The sequence below is a fragment of the Shinella sp. SUS2 genome, from assembly GCF_001262505.1.
Lineage (GTDB): Bacteria > Pseudomonadota > Alphaproteobacteria > Rhizobiales > Rhizobiaceae > Shinella.
The window spans coordinates 1-24,557 of the sequence record NZ_KQ410755.1 but is presented as its reverse complement, the minus strand read 5'-3'; the positions used below and the strand labels follow the sequence as shown (position 1 = coordinate 24,557).

Genomic DNA, 24,557 nt, shown 5'->3' with positions numbered 1-24,557 from the left:
TCCACAGTATCTATTGGAGGAGAATACATGAAACATCTCAGACAAATCACCTTCGGTCTTGCTCTTGCGGCCTCGACGGTCGGTTTCAGCTCTACAGCCAGTGCGGCCAATATCTGCTTTGCGTTCCAAGATCTGGAAACGGAATTTTGGGTGGCAAGTCACAAGGCCATCGTTGAGACCCTCACTGAGATGGGCCACAGCGTCATCGAGCGCAATGCGAACGAAGATGTCAACCGACAGCTGGAGCAGGTGCGTGACTGCGTTGCTCAAGGCGTCGACGGCATCATCCTCATTCCGCAGGACGGTGAGAGCGCTGTGACCATCGTCAAGGAGGCGACGTCGAATGACGTGCCCATCGTCGTGTTCAATCGGCCGCCAGCCAACAATGATAATGGCGTAATCGTTGTCGCCGACAATGCTGCCATTGCCGAAACGGCTGCAGCCTTTGTGCTGGAGCAGGCAATTGCTGCAGCGCCGGCGGATGCAAAGCTTCATGCAGTGGTGATTGTCGGTGACCTGGGCGACACCAACGCCATCCAGCGCAAGAAGGGCTTTGAGGCAGCAGTTGCCAAATTCCCGGACCGGTTCGATGTGACGGAAGTCGCCTCTGACTGGGACGCGGCGACTGCCCTTGCCAATCTGGAGGCTGCGGTCACGGCCAAGCCGAAGATCGACGCAATGTTCACCTCGTCTGATTTCCTTTTCCCCACCATCCGATCGGTACTGGAGCCGCGTGGCATGTGGAAGAAGACTGGCGAAGAAGGCCATATCCCGCTTGCCGGTCTGGATGGTGATGCCACGGCCTGCAAGCTCATCAAGGAAGGCTATGTCGACGCGACGGGGGTCCAGGATCTGTATTTCGAGGCCGAGGCTTCCGTGAATGCCATCGTTAAAGCGATCGAGGCCGGCGAGACAGATCCGAACGAAGTGATCGCCGACCCGGGCTTTGCCTTGACGTCTGCCAATCTCGCTGAACGCGAGATGGATATGTGGGGCTGCAAGTTGCTTGCAGAAGGCTTCCTCGACAATTGATCTGCTGACAAACGACATGGGACCCAGCTGGCGATGCCCGGCCGGGTCCAATGGCGAAAAGGTACACTATGTCTTCATCACCGGTGCCGAGAAGAGAACTGAAGGACAAGGCGGTTGACCTGCTGCTCTCCGACCAGTTCGTTCTGTATCTCTCTGTTTTCTACGTGCTGCTCTTGGCGCCATTTTTGCCGATGCTGGTCACACCGGCGAATTTGGTGAATGTCCTGTCCAATATGTGGCCGCTGCTCATCGTTGCGATTGGCCAGACCTTTGTGCTTGCGATCGGAGGTATTGATCTCAGCCAAGGGGCAGCCATTGCGTTGACATCGGTCCTTGGCGCGGTGCTGATCACGGGAGCTGCAGATCCGGCAACCTTTTCCAACACACCCATCTGGGGGTGGCTGCTCACAGACGCCGGGGGGCCGCTCGCAGGAGTGGACCACGGCGTGGTCCTGGCCATCGCCGCCATGCTCGTCGCTGCCGTGATCATCGGCCTTATCAATGGCATGGCGGTTGCTATGTTTGCGATGCCGGCCTTCATCGTGACGCTGGTCGCGATGATGATCTTCTCGGCCTTTGCCCTCTGGCTCACGCAATCGGGCAATGTGGCAAACCTGCCTGACGATTTCATTCGTCTGGGCCGTGGCGATATCGTCTCTGTCTATTTCGGTGCCAAGGAAGAGGCCAAGATAGCCCGACGCGCCATCTATTCTCTTGTCACCTATCCCATGGTCATCGCCCTGTTCGTCGCACTGGCGGCGCACGTGCTCCTCAATCGGACGGTGTTTGGCAGCCAGGTGCTGGCCATCGGGATGAACCGCAAGGCCGCCGAAATTTCCGGTGTGCGCGTCAGGCGCATCATCATTGCTGTGTTCGTGATCTCGGCGGTTTGCGCGATGATCGGCGGGCTGTTGTTTGCCGCCCGCCTTGAAGCCGGGCGACCGACGCTAGGTGGCGGCACCTTCCTTCTGGATGTCATTGGCGCTGCCGTGATTGGCGGGACAAGCCTGTTCGGTGGCAAGGCAAAGGTCATCTGGACCTTCTTTGGCGTCATGTTCTACGTCATCATGGCAAGTTCGCTCTCGGCGATGAACCTTTCGGCCTTCCAGATCGACATGGTCAAAGGCGGCATCATCCTATGTGCGGCCTTGCTCGATGTTTTGCGCACACGGCTGAAGCGGGAGCGGGTACGATGACGGACATTCTGTCTCTCCAAGGCCTATCAAAATCCTGGTTCGGGATCCCGGCCAACCGCGATGTCAGCTTTAGTGTCCGCGAAGGCTCAGTGCTCGGCATCATCGGCCAGAACGGCGCGGGCAAATCGACGCTTATGAACATGATCGGGGGTGTCGTAAAACCGACCTCAGGTCATATGATGTGGCGCGGTCTGCCCTATGAACCGGCAGGAGCCGCTGACGCAACGCGCATCGGCATTGCCTTCATTCACCAGGAGCTCAACCTCTTCACCAATCTTTCGGTGGCGGAAAACCTCTACATTGATGGCTTTCCGAGGCGTATGGGCCTCATTGACTGGAAGCGGATCAACGAGCGAAGTCGGCAAGTCCTCTCTCGCCTCTCTTTGGATTTCGACCCTTCTGTCGAAGTTGGCCGACTGTCACCGGGCGAGCGACAACTGGTGGAGATCGCCCGGGCGCTTCACAACGAGGCGAGCCTCCTGATCTTTGATGAACCCACGACGTCGCTGACGCCGCGTGAAAGCGAGAGGCTGTTTGCGACGATCGAGGCTCTGAAAGGCCAAGGCTGCACGATCATCTACATCTCGCACATATTGTCGGATGTACAGCGGCTTTGTGATGACATCGTCGTGTTGCGCGACGGCGAAGTCGTCTCAAGGGGAACGATTGCCGAGTTTCCGATCCCGCTGATGATCCGGAGTATGATTGGTCGCGACATGGGCGGGATGTTCCCGCCGCGCAGCAATCAGCCGCAAGGGGCAACAGTGTTGGAGGCGCGTGGACTCACTCAGCCAGGCGTAATCGAGGATGTCGACCTTGCCGTGCATGAAGGGGAAATCGTCGGTCTCTTTGGACTGATGGGTGCTGGTCGATCAGAGCTGGCGCGGATTCTCTTTGGTCTCGACAAATGCGCAAAAGGCACAATCAGCCTCAAGGGGCGACCGCTGGAGGGGCCGGTTCGAGCCCGCATCGAGGCCGGAATGGCGTTTGTGACCGAGAATCGGCGTGAAGAAGGGCTCATGATGGATTCAAGCGTTGCCGATAACTTGACTCTTGCCTCACTGGCCGCTTTTGGCCGAGGACCTTTTGCACTGATCGACCGCGATCGCGTTGCGGAGCGAACTGAACGAATGCGCGAAGAGCTCAACATCAAGGCCAACGACATCCACAGCCAGCCCGCCAAGGCTCTTTCCGGTGGCAATCAGCAAAAGGTCGTGATCGGCAAGTGGCAACTGCGCGATCCCGATCTATTCATCCTCGATGAGCCCACACGGGGTGTTGATGTTGGCGCCAAATACGAAATCTACAGCCTGATCGATGAGATCGCCGCTCGCGGGGGCGGCATAATGATGATTTCCTCGGAGCTTGAGGAATTGATGGGAATGGCCGATCGGATTGTCGTGATGAACCGCGGAGAAATCAAAGGACAGGTTCTGCGCCAGGATTTCGATCGCGAGCGCATCCTCGCACTGGCATTTGGGGAGATCGCAGAATGAAGCGGATCATGAAAGGACTGGTCGGCTTCACGCTCAGCCATTCGACGGCGGTTTTCTTTGTGTTGATCCTTTTGTGGTTTGGAGTTCAGGCCCCACAATTCCTGCAGCCTGAGAGCCTGGCCAACATCATCAAGCAATCATCCTTCATCGGCATCGCGGCACTTGGCATGACGGTCGTATTGATCACGGGAGGCATCGATCTTTCGGTCGGGTCTGTGATGTTCCTCGCACCGCTGATCGCCGGCATGGCGATGCGATCCTTCGGGCTGCCGGTTGAGGCTGGTTTCGTCGTGGCCATGGTCGTCGGCGCGGGGCTTGGCGGTCTCAATGCCTTCTTCATTGTCGTGCTTCGAGTCGTACCCTTCATCGTCACCCTTGCGAGCCTCTTTGTCTTTCGAGGATTCGGGACCTGGCTCACCAGTTCGACCCAGTTCGATTTTCCTGAGCGCATGCGGACGTTCGGATTGTCGAACGTGTTGGGGATCCCCACGCCTATCCTCGTCTTCGTCGTCACCGCTGTGATCATTCACATCGTGTTGCGTCACACTGGCGCCGGCCGTCAGATTTACGCCTTTGGCAATGATCGAGAAGCGGCGCGCAAGGCTGGTTTGGCGGTCGGGCGGATTGAAGCCAGGGCCTACATGATTTCCGCGGTTTGCGCTGCGATCTCAGGCTTTGTGATGATCTCGCAGATCGGCCGCCTCGATGTGGGGTTTGGGCAGGGCCGTGAGTTCGATGTCATTGCAGCAGCGGTTTTGGGTGGAGCGAGCCTTTTCGGGGGTGTCGGCACTGCGCTCGGTGCTGTTGCTGGGGCAACGCTGATCCAGACCGCCAAACTCGGCCTCGTCTTCACCGGGGTCAACCTTTACATGCAGCCGATTATACTGGGAACGGTGATTTTCGCAGCCATGGTCGCCGACGGAATACGGGGCCGGCGGCTGCGCGACAAACTCGCGCGGACAATTCGCCCCCTTAGATCGTCATGAGGTGAACCTGACATGGAACACATCGAACCGCCGTAGCGGCACGTCAGCCAAGAACAGAAGTAATACCGGGTCAACTGCCTCCTGCCAGCGCAACAGCGCTTTGGCAGTCAAGGCCCTGCGTCTGCATGAGCATCAAGCGTTACCGAAAAGATCGCAACGGGAAAGGAAAACCAATGACCAATATCGCCCTGCTTGGAGCTGGCGGGAAGATGGGCGTGCGCCTGTCAAAGAACCTGAAGCCGTCCCGCTTTACAGTTTCGCACGTCGAAATTTCCGACGAGGGACGTCAAAGGCTGCGCGAAGAAGTCGGTGTTGAAACTGTGGATCAAGTCGCCGCCTTGGCGAATGCCAATGTCGTCATTCTCGCCGTGCCGGATCGACTCATCGGGAAAATCTCCCATGCGATCATCGATCATCTCAAGCCCGGTGCTGCGATTATTGTGCTCGATGCGGCTGCCCCTTATGCTGGTGAGATGCCGGAACGCGCAGATGTGACATACTTCTGCACCCATCCATGCCATCCGGCATTATTCGATTTCACACCTGACGTAGATGCCCAGAAGGACTTCTTTGGTGGCATCAGCGGCCCCCAAGGAATCGTATGCGCTTTGATTCAAGGACCCGAGGAGCACTATCAGTTGTGTGAGGAGATCGCCCGCACGATATATGCGCCTGTTACTCGGGCGTATCGCTGCTCGCTGGAGAGCATTGCCATCCTCGAACCGGCCCTATCAGAGACAGTGGGCGCAACGTTGGCGCTTGCCCTTCGCGATGCGACTGATCGGGCCGTTTCAATGGGTGTTCCTGCTGATGCGGCACGTGACTTCATGCTGGGCCACCTGAAGATCGAACTCGGGATAGCCTTCGAAGCCTTTCCGGAGGGAAAATTCTCAGACGGGGCTCTTCACGCCATCCGCCAGGCTCGCCCGCTGATTTTCAGGGATGACTGGCTTGATCGTATCTTTTCATTAGCGGCGGTCAAGCAGTCGGTGAGGGATATCTGCAATCCGCAGTGAAAGCGCTCCAAGGATTGACGTTCGCCCACTGCAGACCGTCGATCCTGGATATCACGGGTCAGCCAGAAACGGTCAGCCGCCGAGGATGAAAAGTCGGCGGCTGGGACGTCTGTCCCTGACAACCCTTCCCGGTGCACCCGATGCTGGGACGCAACCTTATCTCTCCAATGGAGTGACTATGGCGCCAACACCTGTCTAATAGGTGGCGCGGCCTCCTGAAAGATCGAAGACAGAGGCTGTCGTGAAACTGTTTTCGGCTGAGACAAGCCAAGCCACCATGTTGGCGGCCTCGTCGACCTCCAGGAAACGGCCTCTCGGGATCCGGCTTAACATATAGTCAATAAATTCCGGCTTCAGTTCATTGAGAATTCTTGTCTTTGCCGTTGCCGGTGTGATCGCGTTAATGGCGATATCAAATCCGGCACATTCCTTGCCGACGGCTTTGGTCATCGCGATCACGCCACCCTTGGCCGCGGCATAGGCCGCCGCATTGGGATTACCTTCCTTTCCGGCAATCGACGCGATGTTGACGATACGGCCGTAATTGCGCTTCTTCATGCCCGGTATCACGGCCCGATTGACGTAGAACGTCCCGTTAAGGTCAATGTCGATTACTCGTTTCCATTCATCGATCTCATAGACATCGAGGGGAGCATTCTTGCCGGCGATACCGGCGGAGTGCACGAGGATATCGAGACTGCCGAGACCGGCCTCCACATGTTCTGCCGCGGCAGCGACGGCAGCATGATCGCTGATGTCCACCACGACGGACGAAGCTTTCTCACCGAGTTCGCGGACCGCCGCCTTCAGCAGGTCTTCGTTCATGTCCCAGAGACTGACTGAGGCGCCAGAGGCGATAAGACGCCGCGCGACTGCGAAGCCGATTCCTTGAGCGCCGCCTGTCACGACAGCTATTTTGCCGATCAGATCAATCTGGTTCATTTGGGGCTCCATTGGGTTGGCGGTTGAGAAGGTCATGCATGTTGCGGCCGAGCACCGCCGATAGATCCTCGCCCCGAAACGGACCGTGACGCGTCAGGAGCGACAGGGTCTGGGGATAGGTCATGTGTTTGGTTGAGACCGGCCAGTCGGACCCCCAGAGCATCCGGTGGGGGCCGAAGGCTTGCGCAAAACAATCTGGGATCCAGCGCAAGGGGGAATAGGGGTATTCATGGTCGCTCGCAGCGATATTCCCCATACCGGAATATTTAACGTAGATGTTGGAGCAGGCGGCGGCTGCAATCACGGCTTCACTGTCGCCAGGGCCCGTGCGGCTTCGGGGCCCCATAAAGGCGAAATGGTGCAGCAGGATCGGGATCTCCGGCATCCTGTTGGCCAGCTGGATGACTGCTTCGATCTGATGCGGCATTACAGACAGGCTGGCAATCAGGCCTTGATCACGGGTCAGCCTGAAAAAGTCCATCATGTCCGGACCCACCAGACGGCTGCCATCTTCGTCTTCGGCGAGATAGAGGCTGAAGCCGCGAAACAGAAAGCGCGACAGTGCCGCCTCCAGGCGCGCGGCCGCCCCCGGTTGCCCGACAGCTGAAGACCACCAGCACTCCAGGTCGGGAAAGACGACGAACCGGCCAGGGTAGTCCGCAGCTGCCTTGAAGGCATAGTCGGTATTATCGCTATTGTCTCCGATTGCCGCAGCGATCAGCACGGCCTGTTTTACGCCTAACCGGTCCAATTCATGGATCAGGTTGGCAGCACTGGCACGGCTTGTCGCATCTGGAACCGCAGGCTGATAGGGCCAGCGGCGCCAGGCATGGCAATGGGCGTCGATCCTCATGCGGCCAGCGCTTTTTGCAAAGAGACAACTCTTTGGATCTCGGCGGCCGTCACGGGTGCTTGCCCGGGTCTTGCCACCGACGCAATGGCGCGATCCGGCTCGGTCGCATAAAGGGCGAGTTTGGTTTTACCCGCCAGGAAGGCCTCGGGCGGCGCAATGTCGTCATCAAGGTTCCAAGCGACATCCGGATCTGGAGACGGGACGGCATCGATCAGCGCCCTCGTATAGGCATGGCGCGGGTCATGCACGACCTTTTCGGCCGCGCCGACCTCCATGATCTGACCGCCATGCAGGACGACAATCGTGTCTGCGACCTGATATGCTGTCGTCAGATCATGCGTCACGTAGATGAGCGATATTCCAAGATCCCGCCGGAGCTCATAGAGGATGTCGAGAATGGTTGCGCGCAAGGAGGCGTCGACCATGGAGACCGGTTCATCAGCCAAGATGACGGTTGGATCGAGCAGCAAGGCCCGGGCAATCATGATGCGCTGCCGCTGACCTCCCGAAAGCTGGTGAGGGTATTTCCCAAGCGTGTTTTCGGGAACGAGGCCGACGCTTCTCAGCGTTGTCTCGATACGCGCATAGGCCTCATCCCTCGATGCTGCGAGGCCGAAGCTGCGCAGGGGTGTCACCAGCGGATGGTCGATCTTGTAGAAGGGATTGAAGGCGTCAAAAGGATCCTGAAAGATGGCCTGAACTTGGCGCCGGAACTTGCGCGCGCCATCACGCGTCAAGCCGGCTATGTTGTCTCCGTCGTACAGGACTTCGCCGAGCGTCGGGTTCCGGAAGCCAAGCAAGAGGCGGATCAGCGTGCTCTTGCCGCTGCCGCTTTCGCCCACCACCGCCGTGATTGAGGGTGTCTTGCCTCCAATCGACAAGGAAATGTCGTGCAAGGCCGTCTTGGCGCTTGCTCGCCCCGCATGAAAGACGACGCTTGCCGCCCTAACTTCCAGAAGTCCCATTAACTTGACCTCCTATCGGCCGCAGCGGCACGAGTTCGCCGTTCAAAGGTGGGAAGGGAGTTGATCAGCATCTTGGTATAGTCGTGTTGCGGATTGGCGAAGACCTCCTTGACCGGTCCCATCTCGACGAGCTTTCCGCGATACATGACCCCCAGCTTCGAGACGAAATGGGCCATCAGCGCCATGTCATGGCCGATCAGGATGACGGCGGCTCCGAGCTCCTTCTGCACCCGCCCGAGCGTCGCCAGGACCTGCTTTTGCACCATCACGTCAAGGGCGCTGGTCGGTTCGTCGGCGAGGATGACGCTTGGCTTTAGCGCGATCGACATGGCGATGCAGACGCGTTGTTTCATCCCACCGGACAGTTCGTGGGGGAAGCGATGGCGCACGGCAGCAGGCAGGCCGACGCGCTGCAGGAGGTCCTCGATGATGGAAACCCTGTCCTTGGGCGGATGGATGACGCCGTGGTCCTCAAAGATATCGTTGATCTGGCGGCCGATCCGCAGCACCGGGTTCAGCGAACTCATGGCGCCCTGCGGCACCAGTGACATCTCGGCAAACCGCAAACGGCGATAGCTTGCGTCCGGCACCTGCGCCAGGTCACGTCCGTTCAACAGCATCTGCCCCTTCGACACGACGCCGCCGCGCAGCATGCGCATGAGTGCAAGAATGGTGGTCGATTTGCCCGAGCCTGACTCGCCCACCAGCCCGAACCGCTCTCCTGCGCCGATGTCAAAGCTGACGTCGTCGACGGCAACAAAGCGACCGGCAGGGGTCGGGTATTCTATGGTGAGATTGCGGATATCGAGGAGAGGATCGCTCATGCGTGGCCTCCCAGACGCTTGTTGACGAAGGAGTCCAGTCCCATTGCGGTCAGCATGAGGCCGACGAAGATGATGGAGATCACGACGATTGGCGGACCCCACCACCACCACATGCCGCGCAGGATGGCGCCGTAGAACTGGGCCCAATAGATGGTCGTTCCAAGGGTGAGCTGGTTTTGCGGACCAAGACCAAGTGCCTCCAGTCCGATCGTGGCCAGCATGGCTCCCGATACGGTGACAACGAAGCTTGCCGCGATAAAGGGCAGGAGATTGGGAAGGACCTCGACGAACACGAGTTTCAGGCCACTGCTGCCATTGAGCCGCGCCACTTGGACATAGCCCCTCTCGCGCAAGGACAGGGTTTGCGCACGGATGGTGCGCGTTGCCACCATCCAGGACAGGGAGGCGACGATGACCGCCATCAATCCCACCGTCATTTCGCGCACATTGGCGGCAACCAGGACGAGGATGGCAATCCCTGGAATCGTCATCATGACGTCGGTCAGCACGCGGATGATGGTGTCGACCACCCCCCCGACAAAGCCTGAGATCAGTCCGAGGGCCACTCCCAGGGTCAGGCTGATCAAGCCGGCGACTACCCCGATCGTCAGCGTGTTGGGCATGGCATGGATCAGCACGGTCACCATGTCGCGACCTTGTCCGTCTGTACCAAGCCAATGATCGGGAGAGGGGGGTTGGCGGGCAATCGTGGCGCCGACGCGCGCGGCTGTAGGATCGACGAGCAAAGGACCGATGATTGCGATGAGACAGATGAGGGCCAAAATTCCAAGACCGAAGGCGAGCGGTCGGTTTCGCAAAAGCTGTCGCGGCTGGACGAAAATGGCGGCCATGGTCACGCCTCCTCCGCAGCAATACGCGGGTCGATCAAAGGATAGATGAGGTCAAGGATGAACATCGCCACGGCGATCGAGATCGAAAGAACCAGGACGATGCCCTGGATGACGAAGTAGTCATTCGACTGGATGGCCTGATAGAGGCGAAAGCCAATCCCCGGATAGGAGAAGATTACCTCAACTAGGATGGCGCCCGATACGATGTGGCCCATTGCCAGGGCAAGCTTTGTCAGCTGTGGCAATAACGCGTTGCGCATTGCGTACCAGAAGAAGATGCGGCGTGGCTTCAGCCCTTTGGCGTCAGCCAGCGAGATGTAGTCCTCGCCTAAAACACTCACCATCATGCCGCGCATGCCAAGCGCCCAGGCGCCGATCTCGGCCAGGATGATGGAGGCGGCGGGCAGCGCCGCATGCATGGCAATGGCCGATATGGTCTCCCAGTTGAAGCCGGTCTGGATGCCGAAGGGCAATCCTCCGCCCGCGGGGAAGATGCGCCAGACGATGGCGAAGACGTAAAGCAGCACCATCCCGATGAGGAAATAGGGAACAGAGGACAATAGAACCACCGACGACCCGAAGGGCTGCAGCCAACGCGGCACGCGCGGCCAGCCCATCAGACCACCAAGCAGCGTGCCAAGCGTAAAACTGACGAGTGTCGCAAAGCCCAAAAGGCCAAGCGTCCAAGGCAGGCCGGCCAGGATGGCATCAACGACACGCTCGGGATAGGCCGCAAGGGATACACCCAGATCAAGGCGAAGCGTGGCACCCCAATAGGACAGGTATTGTTCCCACAATGGCCGATCCAGACCAAAACGGCTTCTGTAGGACTCCACCATTGCCGAGATGTCGCCACCCCCGCTACCGGTCGCCAGCAATTGGTTGAGCTGGGCCTCGACGGGATCTCCGGGCATCAGGCGGGGCAGCAGGAAGTTAATCGAGACAGCCAGGATGATGACCAGAAGCATGAGGCCGAAGCGGCGAGTGACGTAGCGGAAATACATGGCGAGCCCTCAGATCAGCATGTCTTGCAAAACCGCCTCGGTCAGACCCAGTCCAAAGCCGGGTTCGGCATTGGGTACGAGTAGGCCTTGGTCGGGCACGGCCATGCCAGGAAATATCAAGGCGTCCTTCAGCGGCACGCCCGGAGCCGAGCCGAGGAAGAATTCCCCCCAGCGCATGTTGGCGCTCGCATAGGTGAGATGCTGCCCATAGGGTGTGTTCATCCCGGCATGCAGGATCACCTCGATCCCGGCCGCTTCGGCAATGTGATTGATGCGCATTGACCCGGTCAACCCGCCAGCCCAGCAGATGTCGGGTTGGAAAATATCGGCCAACTGACGGCTGGCGGCAGTCAGAAAGCTTGAGGGCGTGTACCAGTGTTCACCAGTTGCAAGGCTCATCCACGGCAGTCGGTTGCGAAGTCCGGCATGGGCTTCCAACTGATCGGGCAGCAGACAGTCTTCGATCCAGCGCAATCCATAGGGGCGAAGACGCTCTGCAAGGCGAACGGCATATTCCAGGTCGAAGGCGAGCCAGCAGTCAAGCATCAGCTCCACCGTCGGGCCGATCATCTCGCGTGTTCGATGAACGAGCTCCTCATTGGCCGTCAGTCCTGCCAGCCCGTCAAAGCTGCCATAGGGGCATGCAAGCTTCGTTGCCTGAAACCCGAGCTCCATGTGCCAGTCGGTGTCGTTTCCTGTGGCATAGCAGAAGATGCTGTCATGGACGGGCCCGCCGATCAGCTCATAAACGGGTCTGTCGAGAACCTTGCCCTTCAGGTCCCACAGCGCAAGGTCGACCGCGCTGATGGCATAGGCGGCGATCCCTGAGGATCCATAGGGGGAGGAGGCCCGCATCATCATGTCCCAGGCCCGATCGGTGGCAAGTGCCTCCTGACCTTCCAGCAAGGGGGAAAAATGATCATTGATCAGACTGATGACGGCGCGCCCATGGCGGCTGACGCCAAAGCCGGTCGTACCGTCTTCGGCCGTGACCAGGCATCCGACTGCGCCATCGAGCCGCCAGCTCGACCTGCTGGCCTTAAACTGTGAGTAGCCGGACATCGGGCCCGCCACCCGCGCCTGGCGGGTCCATGGATCTCGCCGCGGCTGTGCGCCCGAAGGCGTCTTTTCCCTGTAAAGCGCACCGACCATCTCGCTGCGGATGGCAAAGGCTCTGATCTGCTTGATTTTCACCGCGTTCACTCTAGTCATAAAGCTCGTGGAAAGCGGGCCTTTGGCAAGACCCGCTCGCCAGGGGTTACTGGGTGGGCTGAAGACGGTGGATCACCAATGCAAAACCTTCCCACGGCAGGGGTTGGGCGACATAGGGATTGTCAAAGGAGGGATAGCCCGTCCAGTAGGTCGTATTGAACGGTTGCGTCTGAATTTCCTCAAACAGCGGGATTTCCGGCAAGTCGCGGATAAAGTTCGCAGTCGCCTGTTCAACGAGATCTGCGTATTCTGGATTATCCGGCGAGGGCTGCGAGGCTTCCATCTTGTCGAGCAAAGCGTCCAGGTCGGGGTTGCCGTAGCGTGTGACGGCGCGCAGATTGGTCGCCGCCTGTCCTTCTGGCGCTGCATATTTGGAATGGAAGTGCTCCAGGGTTTGCCAGGGATCATAGAGGCTGCCGCAATGTGGATAGACGCTTAATCCAAAATTGCCGGTCGACAGCGCTTCCGTCTGGGCGGTCACCTGCTGGACATTCACGATGGCGTCGAAGCCTGCCGATTTCAGTTGCTGGACGAGAACCGGGCCGACGGGGTCGCCCTGTCCGACCTGAACGGCGATCTGCAGCGGGCTCCCATCTGGCTGCACCCATGCGCCACCGCTCTTCGTAAAGCCGGCGCCCTGAAGCAGCTGGTCGACCTTGGAAAGATCGTGTTGGTCCAGGACGCCGACATCGAGGCTCTTTTCAAGCTGATCGACATAGTCGAGCATTCCGCGGTAGGAAGAAAACGGCAAGATTGCCTTTTTGACGGAGCCCTCATAAGCGAGGTTGACGATCTGGTCGCGGTCAATTGCGGCATTGATCGCCTGACGCAGGGCGACATTATCGAAAGGCTGGCGCTGCGTATTAAAACGGATGCCGACGACGCAGCCATTCGGGGCGCCCCAGACAGGTCCCTCATTGTTCCAGGCTGTCAGGTTTGGGTTCTGGAAGCGGATCGCTTCGAACACACCTGATTGAATGTTGCGACCGATATCTATCTGGTTGGTGGCGTAAAGCTGGGGCATGGCTTCGGCGGTCGCGGGGACATAGATGACCCGCTCCACCTTCGGCATTGCCTCAACAAGCCCAGCATCTTGTGCCCACCATTCATCACGCCGATCGAGAAACAGTGAGCTGGCATCCGATTTGACAAGCTTGAACGGTCCAGTGCCGACCGGCCAGCCCTTGGCGAGATCGAAATTATTGAAGGTCTTGGGATCTTTCCCCTCCCAGATGTGCTGGGGGACGACCACGAAGCGTGTTGACTGGCCCGTTGCCAGAAAATCGGCAGCCCATCTGGGACCTGGTTTCGTCAAGGACACTTTGACGGTCAAGGGATCGATGACGTCGACCGAGGCGACCCATTCGTCGATCGCGCTCGAAAACAGCAGATCCGGTGCTGCGGCCTTCAGCATGGAGAAGGTGAAGGCGACATCCTCGGCATCCAGGGCCTCACCGTCACTCCAGCGTACGCCTTCGCGCAGCTTGATGGTCACTTGTGTATAGTCGTCGTTGTAGCTGTAGCTTTCACCGATCCAGGGGATCAGCTCATTAGTGAAGTGATTGGTGTAAAACAGCGCTTCATTGACGGTGTAATGCAGGCTGTTGCGCTGGTGGAGCAAAACCCCTGCATAGGGATTGAAATTCTCTGTCGACGGGACCGCATTATAGTAATCCCAACCCTGGCTGATTAAGGTGCGATTGCGCGGCACATCCGGCACGGTCTGGCCATAGGCCATTGTCGTGGAGAGCAAGACGGCGGCCAAGACGGCTGCACCGGCACTCTTTGCCCCAGTTGAACGAAATTTTGGCATGCACTCCTCCCAATCGAAAGTGACAAGAGGCCTCCCCATGCCCCCTGCGCGGCCTCGCGCCGCTTCTCCGCGATCTCCATTTCCATAAAATGGAAAGCGCTGTCCATTTACGCCAACCGACTGCACGCGTCAATAGGGCAGCGGGTCTGATCGATGCTACGGCGCCGCTTTCACGTGGTTTGAAAGCGTGAACACCTTCTCCAGGACTTCCTGAACTGGGAGCTCGCCATCCATCTCAAGCACGTCGGCCATATAGGCTCGCCATCGCAAGATGGTCGGATGATCAGCCTGGCCAGTGACCGTGGAATCGATCAGGACATGGCCAAAGACGCAGCCACTGCCCTCATGGACAAAGATGTCGTAGTGCCGATAGCCGAGCTGTTCGAGCGCCTCGACCATCTCCGGCCAGATCTGCGCGTGGCGCCGCTTGTATTCTGCAATCTTGCCTTGCCGGATGCGAAGCAGGAATGCCTTGGTGGAGCCCATCGCTTCTGCCATCACAGATGAGCCCGGATGGTTTGAACCTGGCCGTCCTGCCGCGACGATTGCAGCAGTGCCGCAATGGTTGCGACGGTCTGGGCGCCGTTGATGCTGGTGGACCGGTTCGTACCGGCATTTTGCGCAAGATCGACGAGCGCATCCACCGGGCCATCGCAGCGATAGGCCCAGTCTCCATCGGAAAGGCCCAGGCGCTCAACCCTGCCGCTTGCCTGGCGAATTTCGCAAAAGTCGCGATCAAATTCTGCAGCGACGACACCGCAGCTGCCGGCGAGATAGATGCGCATCAATGCCCGGTTTCCCTGCGGCATGGCTGCAGCCCCCGAGATTGCTGCCACGGCTGAATTGGATAGGCAAAGACTGGCGGCATTGGCAAGGTCAATGCCGTCGCGGTCGAAGGTCGATCCGCTTATTTTCGTCGGCGCAAGGCCAGTGAGAAGAAACAAGAGCGACAGGGCGTGGCTGAGCTGCCCATAGGCAAACCCACCACCTTTCCCAGGATCCTGCCAGGTGCTGCGATCCGGCCTGAAGAGCGCGCTTTCCCACTGCCGCAGACCCGCCTGGCCTTGAAAGACATCGCGCGTGGCGGAGATGAAGCTGACCGCTGCATGCTCGATTGTTCCGATCGCGCCCTCGGCGATCTTGAGGGTCAACTGATCGACGTGCGGCAGATAATTGTAGCCGTGGGCGATGAGAAGATGGCGCCCATGCTCCTTCGCCAGGGCCACCAGATCCCAGGCTTCGCCCACATCCAGCGTCATCGGCTTTTCGCAAAGCACATGCGCTCCCGATATGAGCGCTGCGCGGGCATGCTGGTAGTGCAGGTGATGGGGCGAGGCGACGATGACCACATCGGGGCATCGCGAAAGAACCTCCTGGAAATCTTCAGACGAAAAGGCAAAGCCGAAATGCTCCTTCACCTTTGAAAGTTCTTCCTGGCCCAGGCGCGATACCCCATCCAGGATGACGTCACTGCGCCGCGCCAAAGCAGGGATGTGGTTTTGCGCTGCGTACCAGCCAGCACCGATAACCGAGGCTCGGATCTTCGCCATGGAGAAACTCATTTGGAAAACGCTTTCCATTCTGATAGGATCTATGGCATGGAGAAGTCAAGCAAGCTTGTTCATTCGCAGCCGGCTCCTTCAAGTCGGCCTCACAACCCTGGACGGATATGTCGCAACCAGTTTCACCCTTAAATACCCCCGTCCGTTTACAGGAGGTCGCACAAGCTGCGGGCGTGTCTGCCGTCACCGTGTCTCGCTGCATCAGCAATCCGGACCGCGTCTCGCGCAAGACGCGTGAGCACGTGCTGACGATCGCGGCCGAGCTTGGTTATATCCCCAATCGTCAAGCCTCGAGCCTGGCCTCCGCACGCACCCGGGTGATCGGGGTTGTGGTTCCGACGAGCGCCAACCCGATCCATTCCATGGTGATGCAAGGGGCCGCTGACGTGCTTGAACCGGCGGGCTACCAGATCCTGCTTGGCCACTCGCATTTTTCCGTTGAGGCTGAGTGCGAGCTCGTGCGGACATTTCTGGGGCATAGGGTGGATGGCATACTGCTGACCGGCAAGGATCATAGTCCAGACTGCGTCGATCTCCTGCGCCGTTCCGGCACGCCCGTGGTGGAGATGTTTGACTATAATCCTGAGCCGCTCGACATGAGCGTTGGCTCGTCGAATGTGGATGCCGGTGCAGCACTCGGGCGCTACCTGATAGGCAGGGGGCGTCGGCACCTGGCATTCGTCGGCCATGTCGGACTTGACGACAGTCGCATGGCCGATCGTCTCGCAGGTCTGCACCTGGCGACTGAAGAAGCCGGTCTTGATGCGCCGGTCGTCTACGACATCACGGCCACGCCGGGAACAGGGCAGGGTGGAGAGATCATCGGCACGATCATTCGCGAACATCCGCAGACGGATGCAGTCGTGTTTGCCGGTCATTATGTCGCGGTTGGAGCCATCCGCCACGCCTTTGACCTGCACCTGAATGTCCCCGGTCGCGTCGCGATTGCGGGCTTTGGAGATAGCATCGTGTCCGGCTGGATCAGGCCGGGATTGACCACGATCAGGTTTCCGGTGCGGGAAACCGGTATGGAGGCGGGCCGAATGCTCCTGGCGCGCCTGGCAGGCAAAACCCCGTCCGGGCGGGCGACGCGGCTCGGATTTGAGATCATCTCGCGTGAGAGTGCGTAGCAACTTCCGGTACCGCTGGCGCGGCGATAACGAAGGGTTCACCGGCATTTCCAATGCCCTCAACTTGTCGTGCAGTTCCCTATCCGGCGTCGCTTGCAGAAGGGCACAATTGGGCATTTTGACAGAAGTTCGCGAAGGTCTTGGCTTCCAGAACGGGCCGATACCGAATTAACTCGGCAATGTTCGTATCCGCGAACGGTCCAAGAGGAGATTGTCGCGTGGCACTTAATCGTAAGAATGCGGATGTTTGGATCTCGTTTGGCATTTAATCTGAGAACTTCGTCAAGTGCCGTTGCAAATCAGTTGCAGGTATGGGCTATCCCGAGTTGGCCTGGACGAGCTGCCAAGTTGTTGAAGAAACGAGGTATTCCAAACCTCTATTTCCGCCGCAGCGATTGCGAAATCATCAAAGTTCATCTCGACGTCGTGGCCCGCTGTTTCTCAAGTTAGATGCCATATTCCATGCGACATTCTCAGATTAACTGCCGTGTATCAAATTAGGTGCCGCGCTATCTTATTGAAAATGTTGAGGCAGATTCTTGCGGTTAACTGCCAAACGACACCCGCTGCTGCAATAGTTTGAGATGAGATCTGAGGCAAAGGGTGGAGTGAACCCCTCTGGCTGGACCACGGGGCGCTTCAAACTAAGCCGCCTGCTGGGCGAGTTGGGTTTCGAATTCTGCTGGCGATCGATAGCCAAGGGCCGAGTGCAACCGCTTGGCATTGTAGATCTCCTCAATGAACCTGGGCAAGCGTTCGGCCACATCCGCGAATGTCTCGTAGCCGGCGATGTAGATGTCCTCGACTTTCAGGGTCTTCATGAAGCTCTCTGCCTGAGCATTGTGATAAGGGTTGCCGACAGCGCTCATGGATCCCTGCAGACCGGCGGCATCGAGCGCTCGTCGATAGGTCTCACTTGCGTATTGGGCGGATTCAACCGGTCGTCGCAACACTGGGTTATTGTCCAGATTTCAGATATTCGTTCAAGGCTTCAGTTGGTGTCTTCCAGGCAAGGGTTTTTCGGGGCCTGTTGTTCAGAGTGTGTGCTACGGCTTGAATCTCTTGGGCAGTCCAGCGCGACAGGTCGGTGCCCTTCGGGAAGTATTGCCGCAAAAGGCCGTTGGTGTTCTCGTTCGTACCGCGTTGCCACGGACTGCGGGGAGCTGCGAAGAAGACCTTCACCCCGGTCTCGCTCGTGAACCGAGCATGGTCGGATAGCTCCTTCCCACGGTCCCAGGTCAATGACCGCCGCAGTCGGGCAGGCAGAGGCTTCATGGTGTCCTTGAGCGCATTGGCCATGGCGATGGCCCCATAGCCAGCCAGCGCCGGGCCGTTCTTCGTGCGTTGAACCAGACCGTAACCCTTCTGACGAGGCAGATGGACCAAGCTGGTAAAGCGAGTCGAACGCTCGACCAGGGTTCCGATTGCGGACCGGTTCAAACCGATGATCAGGTCACCCTCCCAATGTCCGGGCACCCCACGGTCTTCTACTTCTGCGGGGCGTTTGGTGATCATCACTGCGTCGCTGACGTGTGCCCATGCCTTGGCCTGAGCTCTGGCCCGCGGGATACGCAACGCCCGGCCGCGGCGCAGGCAGCCGACGAACTTGCGTTCGAGAGCACCGCGATGTTGGATGTAGAGGGCCTGATAGATGGCTTCGTGTGAGATGCGCATCGATTTGTCCTCCGGGAAGTCGATCTGCAGCCGATTGGCAATCTGTTCGGGCGACCACCCATTAACCCATTGCCTGTCACCGCGATGTGGCTTGTTGCGCCCCTTGAACGGTGCCTGCTGAGGGCCTGCAATCTCACGGCCGTCAGGGGCTTGGATCTTACCAGCCAAACGGTCTTGGACGTAGTGTTGCAAACGTGGGTTCGTCACCAGCTTCGCCGGCTTTGGTCTTCTGGCCACCAGTTCCGCCTTCCATTGTGCGACCGAAGCTCGATATTCGAGCTTCCCGCCACGCGTTGCAGCGTTTCGTCTCAGCTCTCGCGAGACCGAGGACGGGCTACGCCCGATACGGCGGGCGATCTCTCGCACCCCGACGCGTTGGGCCCACAGAAGTCCGATCGGCGATGTCACGTTATCGAGCGGTGATTGCGCTCTGCCGACGGCTCTCGGAAATCAGGCAACCGCGCCCGTCACAGCTTTCCAATGCGCAATTGCGCGGATGCGATGGATGTGGGTGGCGAGAGCGGAGCGGTTGTGACGTGGGGTGACAAAGAGATTTCGCAGCGCCGAGAAAATCGAGATGAAACGCTGCAAGCCTCCGGCTGATCGGAATCCCTGCATCGTCCGCTCTCGTTTTCGAAGCGGCAGGTGAGAGTTTTCCGCTCGGTTGTTGAGACCTTTATGGGACCGGTGTTCAACCGTTGGCATAATGTCACGCCTGGCTGCGCCATATGAGCGGAGCTTGTCGGTGACGATCCGCCTTGGCGGCATGCCTGTTTTCTTCAGTAACCTGATGAGCAATCGCTTCGCGGCCTTGGTGTCGCGTCGGCTCTGAACAATCTCATCGAGAACGTAGCCATCTTGATCAACGGCACGCCAAAGCCAGTGCTTCCTGCCCGCGATGGAAATCACCACCTCATCCAGATGCCAGACATCCTGAAGCGAAGGCCGCCGGCGACGAAGCTGCTTTGCGTAGGCCGGTCCGAATTTCAGACCCCATCGCCGGATCGTTTCATACGAGACGACGATGCCACGCTCCAGCAGCAACTCCTCGGCCAGGCGCAGGCTCAGCGGGAACCGAAAGTACAGCCAGACCGCATGGGCGATGATCTGTTGCGGGAAACGGTGACGCTTGTAGCTGATGGCCGGTTTCTTCATCCCACCGTCTCTACCCACCACTCACTCACAGGAGGTTTACGTGACAACGCCCGGTCATCTGTTCCGCCTCATTGGCGACTTCTTCGGCGATCCCAGCCGGGATCACAACCACTCCCTCAGCGTCCCCGACTATGACGTCGCCTGGCCAGACCGGCACTTCACCACAAGCAATGGGAACATTGAGGTCCACCGCCTGATGATGGACAAGATTCGTCGGTGCAGACGGACGTCTGTGATATGCCGGAATGGTCAAGTTCCCGATATCGGGGGAGTCTCGAAAGCCACCATCGGTGACGATGCCGGCTACACCTCGCATCATTAATCGCGAGACAAGAATGCCACCTGCCGAGGCCGCACGTGGGTTGCCTCGGCTATCCATCACCATTACGGCATCGGGCGGGCATTCCTCGACCGCCTTGCGCTGGGGGTGCGCAGGATCCTCGAACACGGTGATAGGATTGAGGTCCTCCCTGGCCGGAATGTAGCGGAGCGTGAAAGCTTCTCCGACCATGTTATACGGCTTTGCATCGACGGGGTGCACATCCTGGATGAACTGGTTCCGTAAACCGCGCTTGAAGAGAGCCGTGCAGAGGGTAGCGGTGCTTACTGCACTTAATTTTTTGCGGATATGTGCGGGTAAGTTACTCATGATTATCTCCTGAAAAACCCCTAAGGTTGCGGAATCTGCGGGAACTTGGGCGCCGGCGATGAGGGCAGCGGCATTTTGCAATGGTCAGGACGTATCGATGGGGCAGGAGCGATACCCTGCTCCACCGATACGGTGCATCAGACAAAACTAGGGAGCCAAAGAACCCAGGCGGGGAAGACGATCGCAAGGATGGTGACGATTGCGATTGCGATCATGAAAGGTATGCAACTCCTGGCAACGCTCAAGATACTGACGTTGCCGATACCTGCGGTGATGAACAGCACCATTCCGACGGGTGGGGTGATCAAACCGATCATAAGGACCATGACCATGATGAGGCCGAAATGGATCGGGTCCACCCCGAGCTGGGTTACCACCGGAAGCAGCACGGGCGTCAGGATGATGATCAGAGGGGTCGCCTCCATAAAGCACCCGAGGACCAGAAGCAGCAGTGCTATAAGAAGCAGCATGACCGTTCCGTCGGTTGTCACGGCCGTCAGCATGCTGGACAGTTGGAAGGCCATCTGTGAGTAGTTGATGACCCAACTCAGTAGCCCGGCTGCACCGATGGCGAACATGATAATCGCTGCACTCTTTGCCGAATCCAGCACGATCTCGAAAAGGTCGCTGAACCGGACTTCTCGGTAGATGAAGATGGAGACGATGAGGGCATAGACAACAGCCACGCCTGCAGCTTCGGTAGCCGTAAATATCCCGAACAGAATGCCACCCAGGATGATGACGGGCATCACGAGAGCGAGACTGGCATCCCAGAGCGCACGAAGGGCCTGCCGAAGACCTTTTCTCTCGTCCTTCGGAAGATTTGCGCGGCGCCCCATGATCGCGATGGTGATGATGAACGTGCCCGCCATTGCCAGCCCAGGAAGGGCGCCGGCAGCAAACATCTTGCCGACCGAGACGCCGGAGAGGGTCCCATACAAAATGAAAGGGATACTGGGTGGTATGATCGGACCAACTGTGCTGGCGGCCGAGATGACCGCTGCAGCAAAGGGGGTCGGGTATCCAGTGCGTTTCATCGAAGGGATCAGAACGGACCCCGTGCCGGCGGCGTCAGCCAGCGCCGAACCTGAAATGCCCGCCATGGCAACATTAGTCAGCACTGATACGTAGGCAAGGCCGCCGCGAAAATGGCCCACGAATGCCTGCACGCAGTTCACGAGCCGCAGGGTGATGCCGCCTCGGTTCATCAACTCGCCAGCGAGCATGAACAGAGGGATGGCGAGCCAAGTGAATTGATCCAGCCCGTGGAAAACCTGTTGGGGGACGACCTCCAGTGGAAGTGTTCCGGTGGCCAAAATAAAGACGGCAGAAGCCACCGAAGCGACTTCGCGAGATAGTCTAGTTTTGCGGACGCCATGCTCAAGCCTCCTGAATGCGCTCGTAGAGACCTTGCTCCCAGAGGCCCTCCGCCTCAAGCTTCAGGGCCGTCTCGTGCATAAGCTCTCGGAATGCCGTGCGGTCCACATCTTCCACGACCGCCATTCCAGCTTCTGAAAGCTTGTTTCTGTAGACATCTTCATTCTGTCGGACCAGGTCCTTTTCAAACGCTCCGGCTTCCAGCGCAGCATCTTGAACAATCTGCTGCTGCTCCTCGCTCATGCTGGTGAACGTCTGTTCCCGGACAGCGAACAGATATGGCACCAGCTGATGTTCGGTTAAGCTGACGTGGCTTTGGACCTCGTTATAGTGCTGCGTCAGGATTAACTCGAGCGGGTTCTCCTGCCCGTCGACCACACCCTGTTCCAATGCATTAAAAAGTTCACCGAGGGCCATCGGAGTAGGGCTGGCGCCGAGGGCACTCCATGCCTCGAGGTAGATCTTGCCTTCCGGTGTCCGCAACTTCAGCCCCTTGAGATCTGCAGGCTGGCGGATGGCTTTGTTCGCGGTGATGTTCCGCGCACCGCGATACCACCAGTCGAGGACGCGTCCCCCTTTCGCCCTCAGAAGCGCATCGCGGATCTCGTGGCCGACTTCCCCGTTAAAGACTTTCTCGAGGTGAGCATAGTCGCGGACGGCGTAGTACATCTGCACTCCGGTATACTGGGGCGTGAAAAAACTGATGGGCCCCACGCCCGTGATGGCAATGTCGACTGAGCCAATCTGCATGCCTTCCCACAGACTGCGTTCGCCACCCAGCAAGCCGTTGGGGTGCAGAAGGCGGAAGTTTCCGCCGGTGATACGCGCGATCGCGGCGACGGCCTGTGCGTCGGTGAAATCAGCCTCGTCCAGCGTGACACCGATCTTCCGCCAGTGCCGGGTGAGAACGAACGACAGCTCATCGCCCAGAAGCGGCCGGTAGCCATGAGAGAATCCGACACGGTTGTAGAACTGAGGATAGCGCGCCATGCGCTTCTCGATGCCCGGCATTCCGACAAGGATGAGGCCGATATTGGAGCGGTCGAAAAGATCGCGGACATATTCATGCGCAAGGTTCGACAGCCGTTCGGCCTCATCGATCACGATAAGCTCGATCAGACCGCAACCGTCACTCGAACGGCAGAAAAGTGTTAAACGCAGACCATCATAGGATGCCAGATAACGCTTGAAATTCCCTGCCAGATAGCTCTGAAGGTCACAGCTTTTAACGACCGGGAATTTGGCTGCCTTGATCCGGCGTTCGACCTTGCGGCGATTGCGCTCGATCATCTCCCGCTCGGAAAGTCGAAACAGGTAGCCGACATGATCGACGCCTTCGGTGGCACATAGCCGGGCCAGCTTCTGGTACTCGCGCTGGAATGCCGGCAGCTTCAGGGCCTTGAGATAATGGGCAAGCAGGATATCCGGCGCTTCGGCGGTCATGCGGCTTCTCCCGCATCAGACGACAGAAGGCGCATATGCTCTCTGCTCTACACCTTGATGGCGTTTGCTTCGCCGGTCGGCATTGCAGTGGCGACGCCGCTCGGCGAGATCATCGGCATGCGCTGGCTGTTCGTCGTGCTCGGTATCGGTGGAACCGTCGTCACGCTGCTTGGCTTCCTGTCGCCGGTCATCCTGGCCGTCGGTCGCCGCGTTCCCGATGCAGACGCATGATGACAGCGATCAACGGTCACCATCGTGGATAATCTCGCCCACTCGCTGGCCGGTGCTGCTCTGGCACGGACCGCTCGGGCTTCTCATCCTGCCGCCGCTCCTGGCGCTTGCCGTCGTCGGCTTCGACCGATGGCAGACGAAGCGGGAGAGGCGTCCGCCGAGCCGACGTCCGGTAAGGTTCTGGTGGGTGCTGGCGCTCGCCTATATCGGTGCCCTGTCCCATCCGCTGCTCGACTGGCTCAACGTCTACGGCATCCGGCTTCTGATGCCGTTCTCGGAACGCTGGTTCTACGGTGATACGCTCTTCATTATCGACCCTTGGCTTTGGCTGTCCCTGTCGCTCGGCATATGGCTGACGATCCGCCGCGAAAGACGCGGCAGCGTGAACCCGGGCCTTCCGGCAACGCTCGCCCTGCTGACGTTTGCTGCCTATTGCGGGGCAATGATGGGAGCAGGGCGAAGCGTGGAAGCCTTTGCAAGAGATGCGATCATCGCGGATGGCCATGGTCACCCGCAGCGGGTTCTGGCAAGCCCAACTGCCGTCAACCCCTTCCGTTGGGATATCGTCTTTGAAGTTGAGGACGGCTATCCCGGCTCTTGAGCGGGAATTTGGTCCTCTAACTTCACTCGAAGAATGGTTGAGAGGCACTGGAAAGCCTCTCCTCGAAGCTGCCCTTCTTGTCGAGAAGGCCGAGGTGGCGCTCCGTTAGGGCGATGGACGCACCGCGGGAACGGGCCCATTCGGCATGCTGACCCGACGCTTGATACGCCGGTGATGTTGGGGACTATCCGTAGCCATTATCGATTCAGGTCGACGCGCTGGCACCGCGATTAATCCTAGCAGCGCTGATGTTCAGCGCTGCTATTCGGCTAAGGAATGCTGAAGAAGAAGGCGCTGGATCATCTCCAGCGTGCGCGACTTTCAACCCGCGACTTTTCTCAATTCATCTGCCCGGCTCCTTCCGAAGAGGAAGGCTGCTGCCGCGGCGAAAAGAATAACCACCGCAGACACGAGGAAAAGCACTCTGAAGTGATTGCCATCAATTGCTGAGGTTGCGCTGTTCCACGACTGTCCGTCGTCAAATGAACTGAGACTTTTCGGGCTTTGGAAGAGCGGAGTTTCCGGCTCGGTTTGCGGGTTGATTT

At 58.8% G+C, this 24,557-nt stretch carries 24 protein-coding genes and 1 pseudogene; 8 read left to right on the top strand and 17 right to left on the bottom strand.

Annotated features, from left to right (window positions below):
• The first annotated feature begins 27 nt into the window (after nt 1–27).
• The 5 genes from AKG11_RS30015 to AKG11_RS29995 all read left to right on the top strand — a co-directional run bounded on the left by AKG11_RS30015 (nt 28) and on the right by AKG11_RS29995 (nt 5,726).
• The gene (locus tag AKG11_RS30015; RefSeq protein ID WP_082342827.1) at nt 28–1,032 is read left to right on the top strand and encodes a sugar ABC transporter substrate-binding protein; all 1,005 of its coding nucleotides are present in this window, start codon (nt 28–30) and stop codon (nt 1,030–1,032) included.
• A gap of 68 nt (nt 1,033–1,100) precedes the next feature.
• Nucleotides 1,101–2,228 (top strand): ABC transporter permease, encoded by a 1,128-nt coding sequence (locus AKG11_RS30010; RefSeq protein WP_157255851.1) that lies wholly within the window; start codon nt 1,101–1,103, stop codon nt 2,226–2,228.
• Entirely contained in the window at nt 2,225–3,724 is a 1,500-nt protein-coding gene (locus AKG11_RS30005; protein WP_050746599.1) for a sugar ABC transporter ATP-binding protein, read from the top strand. The genes AKG11_RS30010 and AKG11_RS30005 overlap by 4 nt, the downstream gene beginning before the upstream one ends.
• The gene (locus tag AKG11_RS30000) at nt 3,721–4,710 is read left to right on the top strand and encodes an ABC transporter permease (protein ID WP_050746598.1); all 990 of its coding nucleotides are present in this window, start codon (nt 3,721–3,723) and stop codon (nt 4,708–4,710) included. Before AKG11_RS30005 ends, AKG11_RS30000 begins: the two co-directional genes overlap by 4 nt.
• A 173-nt stretch (nt 4,711–4,883) precedes the next feature.
• The gene (locus AKG11_RS29995) at nt 4,884–5,726 is read left to right on the top strand and encodes a phosphogluconate dehydrogenase C-terminal domain-containing protein (RefSeq protein ID WP_050746597.1); all 843 of its coding nucleotides are present in this window, start codon (nt 4,884–4,886) and stop codon (nt 5,724–5,726) included.
• 195 nt (nt 5,727–5,921) lie between these two features.
• Here the strand turns inward: AKG11_RS29995 and AKG11_RS29990 are convergent, their stop codons facing one another.
• The 10 genes from AKG11_RS29990 to AKG11_RS29945 form a co-directional block, all read right to left on the bottom strand.
• Nucleotides 5,922–6,668: an SDR family NAD(P)-dependent oxidoreductase gene (locus tag AKG11_RS29990; protein WP_050746596.1), complete on the bottom strand. Its 747-nt coding sequence runs from the start codon at nt 6,666–6,668 to the stop codon at nt 5,922–5,924.
• Nucleotides 6,655–7,521 carry an amidohydrolase family protein gene (locus AKG11_RS29985; RefSeq protein ID WP_050746595.1) on the bottom strand — a complete coding sequence of 289 codons (867 nt, stop codon included), beginning with the start codon at nt 7,519–7,521 and terminating at the stop codon, nt 6,655–6,657. Before AKG11_RS29985 ends, AKG11_RS29990 begins: the two co-directional genes overlap by 14 nt.
• Nucleotides 7,518–8,486, bottom strand: a complete 969-nt coding sequence (locus AKG11_RS29980) for an ABC transporter ATP-binding protein (RefSeq protein ID WP_082342823.1) — start codon at nt 8,484–8,486, stop codon at nt 7,518–7,520. The genes AKG11_RS29985 and AKG11_RS29980 overlap by 4 nt, the downstream gene beginning before the upstream one ends.
• Entirely contained in the window at nt 8,486–9,310 is an 825-nt protein-coding gene (locus tag AKG11_RS29975) for an ABC transporter ATP-binding protein (RefSeq protein ID WP_050746594.1), read from the bottom strand. The genes AKG11_RS29980 and AKG11_RS29975 overlap by 1 nt, the downstream gene beginning before the upstream one ends.
• Nucleotides 9,307–10,161, bottom strand: coding sequence for an ABC transporter permease (locus tag AKG11_RS29970; protein ID WP_050746593.1), 855 nt, complete (start codon nt 10,159–10,161; stop codon nt 9,307–9,309). The genes AKG11_RS29975 and AKG11_RS29970 overlap by 4 nt, the downstream gene beginning before the upstream one ends.
• Nucleotides 10,162–10,163: 2 nt before the next feature.
• Complete coding sequence (locus AKG11_RS29965; RefSeq protein ID WP_050746592.1) at nt 10,164–11,165, bottom strand: ABC transporter permease; 1,002 nt, start codon at nt 11,163–11,165, stop codon at nt 10,164–10,166.
• Nucleotides 11,166–11,174: 9 nt separating this feature from the next.
• The gene (locus AKG11_RS29960; RefSeq protein ID WP_050746591.1) at nt 11,175–12,359 is read right to left on the bottom strand and encodes an enolase C-terminal domain-like protein; all 1,185 of its coding nucleotides are present in this window, start codon (nt 12,357–12,359) and stop codon (nt 11,175–11,177) included.
• Nucleotides 12,360–12,423: 64 nt separating this feature from the next.
• Nucleotides 12,424–14,190, bottom strand: coding sequence for an ABC transporter substrate-binding protein (locus AKG11_RS29955; protein ID WP_157255850.1), 1,767 nt, complete (start codon nt 14,188–14,190; stop codon nt 12,424–12,426).
• A 156-nt stretch (nt 14,191–14,346) separates the two neighbouring features.
• Nucleotides 14,347–14,688: an L-rhamnose mutarotase gene (locus AKG11_RS29950; protein WP_082342817.1), complete on the bottom strand. Its 342-nt coding sequence runs from the start codon at nt 14,686–14,688 to the stop codon at nt 14,347–14,349.
• A complete protein-coding gene (locus AKG11_RS29945) occupies nt 14,688–15,770 on the bottom strand; it encodes a Gfo/Idh/MocA family protein (RefSeq protein ID WP_082342815.1) in 1,083 nt (360 codons plus the stop codon). The genes AKG11_RS29950 and AKG11_RS29945 overlap by 1 nt, the downstream gene beginning before the upstream one ends.
• 89 nt (nt 15,771–15,859) lie before the next feature.
• On the opposite strand from AKG11_RS29945, the gene AKG11_RS29940 reads away from it, so the two are divergent.
• Nucleotides 15,860–16,882: a LacI family DNA-binding transcriptional regulator gene (locus AKG11_RS29940; RefSeq protein ID WP_082342813.1), complete on the top strand. Its 1,023-nt coding sequence runs from the start codon at nt 15,860–15,862 to the stop codon at nt 16,880–16,882.
• 644 nt (nt 16,883–17,526) lie between these two features.
• On the opposite strand, the gene AKG11_RS29935 is transcribed toward AKG11_RS29940, so the two are convergent.
• From AKG11_RS29935 to AKG11_RS29910, 6 genes and pseudogenes are all read right to left on the bottom strand, one after another.
• Entirely contained in the window at nt 17,527–17,835 is a 309-nt protein-coding gene (locus tag AKG11_RS29935; protein ID WP_256364428.1) for an integrase core domain-containing protein, read from the bottom strand.
• A gap of 4 nt (nt 17,836–17,839) precedes the next feature.
• Nucleotides 17,840–18,964, bottom strand: coding sequence for an IS30 family transposase (locus AKG11_RS29930; RefSeq protein WP_050746585.1), 1,125 nt, complete (start codon nt 18,962–18,964; stop codon nt 17,840–17,842).
• Between the two features lie 42 nt (nt 18,965–19,006).
• Nucleotides 19,007–19,711 (bottom strand): IS6 family transposase, encoded by a 705-nt coding sequence (locus AKG11_RS29925; protein ID WP_050746584.1) that lies wholly within the window; start codon nt 19,709–19,711, stop codon nt 19,007–19,009.
• 52 nt (nt 19,712–19,763) lie between these two features.
• Nucleotides 19,764–20,360: pseudogene (locus tag AKG11_RS29920) on the bottom strand (ribonuclease activity regulator RraA); the annotation flags it as partial.
• A 137-nt stretch (nt 20,361–20,497) separates the two neighbouring features.
• A complete protein-coding gene (locus tag AKG11_RS29915; protein ID WP_050746583.1) occupies nt 20,498–21,697 on the bottom strand; it encodes a TRAP transporter large permease in 1,200 nt (399 codons plus the stop codon).
• Nucleotides 21,698–21,740: 43 nt separating this feature from the next.
• Nucleotides 21,741–23,180 (bottom strand): DctP family TRAP transporter solute-binding subunit, encoded by a 1,440-nt coding sequence (locus tag AKG11_RS29910; protein WP_050746582.1) that lies wholly within the window; start codon nt 23,178–23,180, stop codon nt 21,741–21,743.
• Nucleotides 23,181–23,237: 57 nt separating this feature from the next.
• Here AKG11_RS29910 and AKG11_RS34820 point away from each other — a divergent pair, with 57 nt between their 5' ends.
• The gene (locus AKG11_RS34820) at nt 23,238–23,411 is read left to right on the top strand and encodes a hypothetical protein (protein ID WP_156334174.1); all 174 of its coding nucleotides are present in this window, start codon (nt 23,238–23,240) and stop codon (nt 23,409–23,411) included.
• On the top strand, nt 23,398–24,012 hold the full coding sequence (locus AKG11_RS29905; protein WP_197284038.1) for a metal-dependent hydrolase: 615 nt from the start codon (nt 23,398–23,400) through the stop codon (nt 24,010–24,012). The genes AKG11_RS34820 and AKG11_RS29905 overlap by 14 nt, the downstream gene beginning before the upstream one ends.
• A 321-nt stretch (nt 24,013–24,333) precedes the next feature.
• Here the strand turns inward: AKG11_RS29905 and AKG11_RS35310 are convergent.
• Nucleotides 24,334–24,557, bottom strand: a 224-nt coding sequence (locus tag AKG11_RS35310) for a hypothetical protein (RefSeq protein WP_210166812.1), incomplete at its 5' end; no start/stop codon positions are given.

Coding starts and splice junctions, on each gene's coding strand:
- AKG11_RS29945 (WP_082342815.1), bottom strand. CDS start 15,770: ATGGAAAGCGTTTTCCAAATGAGTTTCTCCATGGCGAAGATCCGAGCC.
- AKG11_RS29965 (WP_050746592.1), bottom strand. CDS start 11,165: ATGTATTTCCGCTACGTCACTCGCCGCTTCGGCCTCATGCTTCTGGTC.
- AKG11_RS29925 (WP_050746584.1), bottom strand. CDS start 19,711: ATGAAGAAACCGGCCATCAGCTACAAGCGTCACCGTTTCCCGCAACAG.
- AKG11_RS29980 (WP_082342823.1), bottom strand. CDS start 8,486: ATGGGACTTCTGGAAGTTAGGGCGGCAAGCGTCGTCTTTCATGCGGGG.
- AKG11_RS30000 (WP_050746598.1), top strand. CDS start 3,721: ATGAAGCGGATCATGAAAGGACTGGTCGGCTTCACGCTCAGCCATTCG.
- AKG11_RS29955 (WP_157255850.1), bottom strand. CDS start 14,190: ATGCCAAAATTTCGTTCAACTGGGGCAAAGAGTGCCGGTGCAGCCGTC.
- AKG11_RS30015 (WP_082342827.1), top strand. CDS start 28: ATGAAACATCTCAGACAAATCACCTTCGGTCTTGCTCTTGCGGCCTCG.
- AKG11_RS29985 (WP_050746595.1), bottom strand. CDS start 7,521: ATGAGGATCGACGCCCATTGCCATGCCTGGCGCCGCTGGCCCTATCAG.
- AKG11_RS29990 (WP_050746596.1), bottom strand. CDS start 6,668: ATGAACCAGATTGATCTGATCGGCAAAATAGCTGTCGTGACAGGCGGC.
- AKG11_RS29905 (WP_197284038.1), top strand. CDS start 23,398: ATGCAGACGCATGATGACAGCGATCAACGGTCACCATCGTGGATAATC.
- AKG11_RS29975 (WP_050746594.1), bottom strand. CDS start 9,310: ATGAGCGATCCTCTCCTCGATATCCGCAATCTCACCATAGAATACCCG.
- AKG11_RS29995 (WP_050746597.1), top strand. CDS start 4,884: ATGACCAATATCGCCCTGCTTGGAGCTGGCGGGAAGATGGGCGTGCGC.
- AKG11_RS29940 (WP_082342813.1), top strand. CDS start 15,860: ATGTCGCAACCAGTTTCACCCTTAAATACCCCCGTCCGTTTACAGGAG.
- AKG11_RS29970 (WP_050746593.1), bottom strand. CDS start 10,161: ATGGCCGCCATTTTCGTCCAGCCGCGACAGCTTTTGCGAAACCGACCG.
- AKG11_RS30005 (WP_050746599.1), top strand. CDS start 2,225: ATGACGGACATTCTGTCTCTCCAAGGCCTATCAAAATCCTGGTTCGGG.
- AKG11_RS29910 (WP_050746582.1), bottom strand. CDS start 23,180: ATGACCGCCGAAGCGCCGGATATCCTGCTTGCCCATTATCTCAAGGCC.
- AKG11_RS30010 (WP_157255851.1), top strand. CDS start 1,101: ATGTCTTCATCACCGGTGCCGAGAAGAGAACTGAAGGACAAGGCGGTT.
- AKG11_RS34820 (WP_156334174.1), top strand. CDS start 23,238: ATGGCGTTTGCTTCGCCGGTCGGCATTGCAGTGGCGACGCCGCTCGGC.
- AKG11_RS29950 (WP_082342817.1), bottom strand. CDS start 14,688: ATGGCAGAAGCGATGGGCTCCACCAAGGCATTCCTGCTTCGCATCCGG.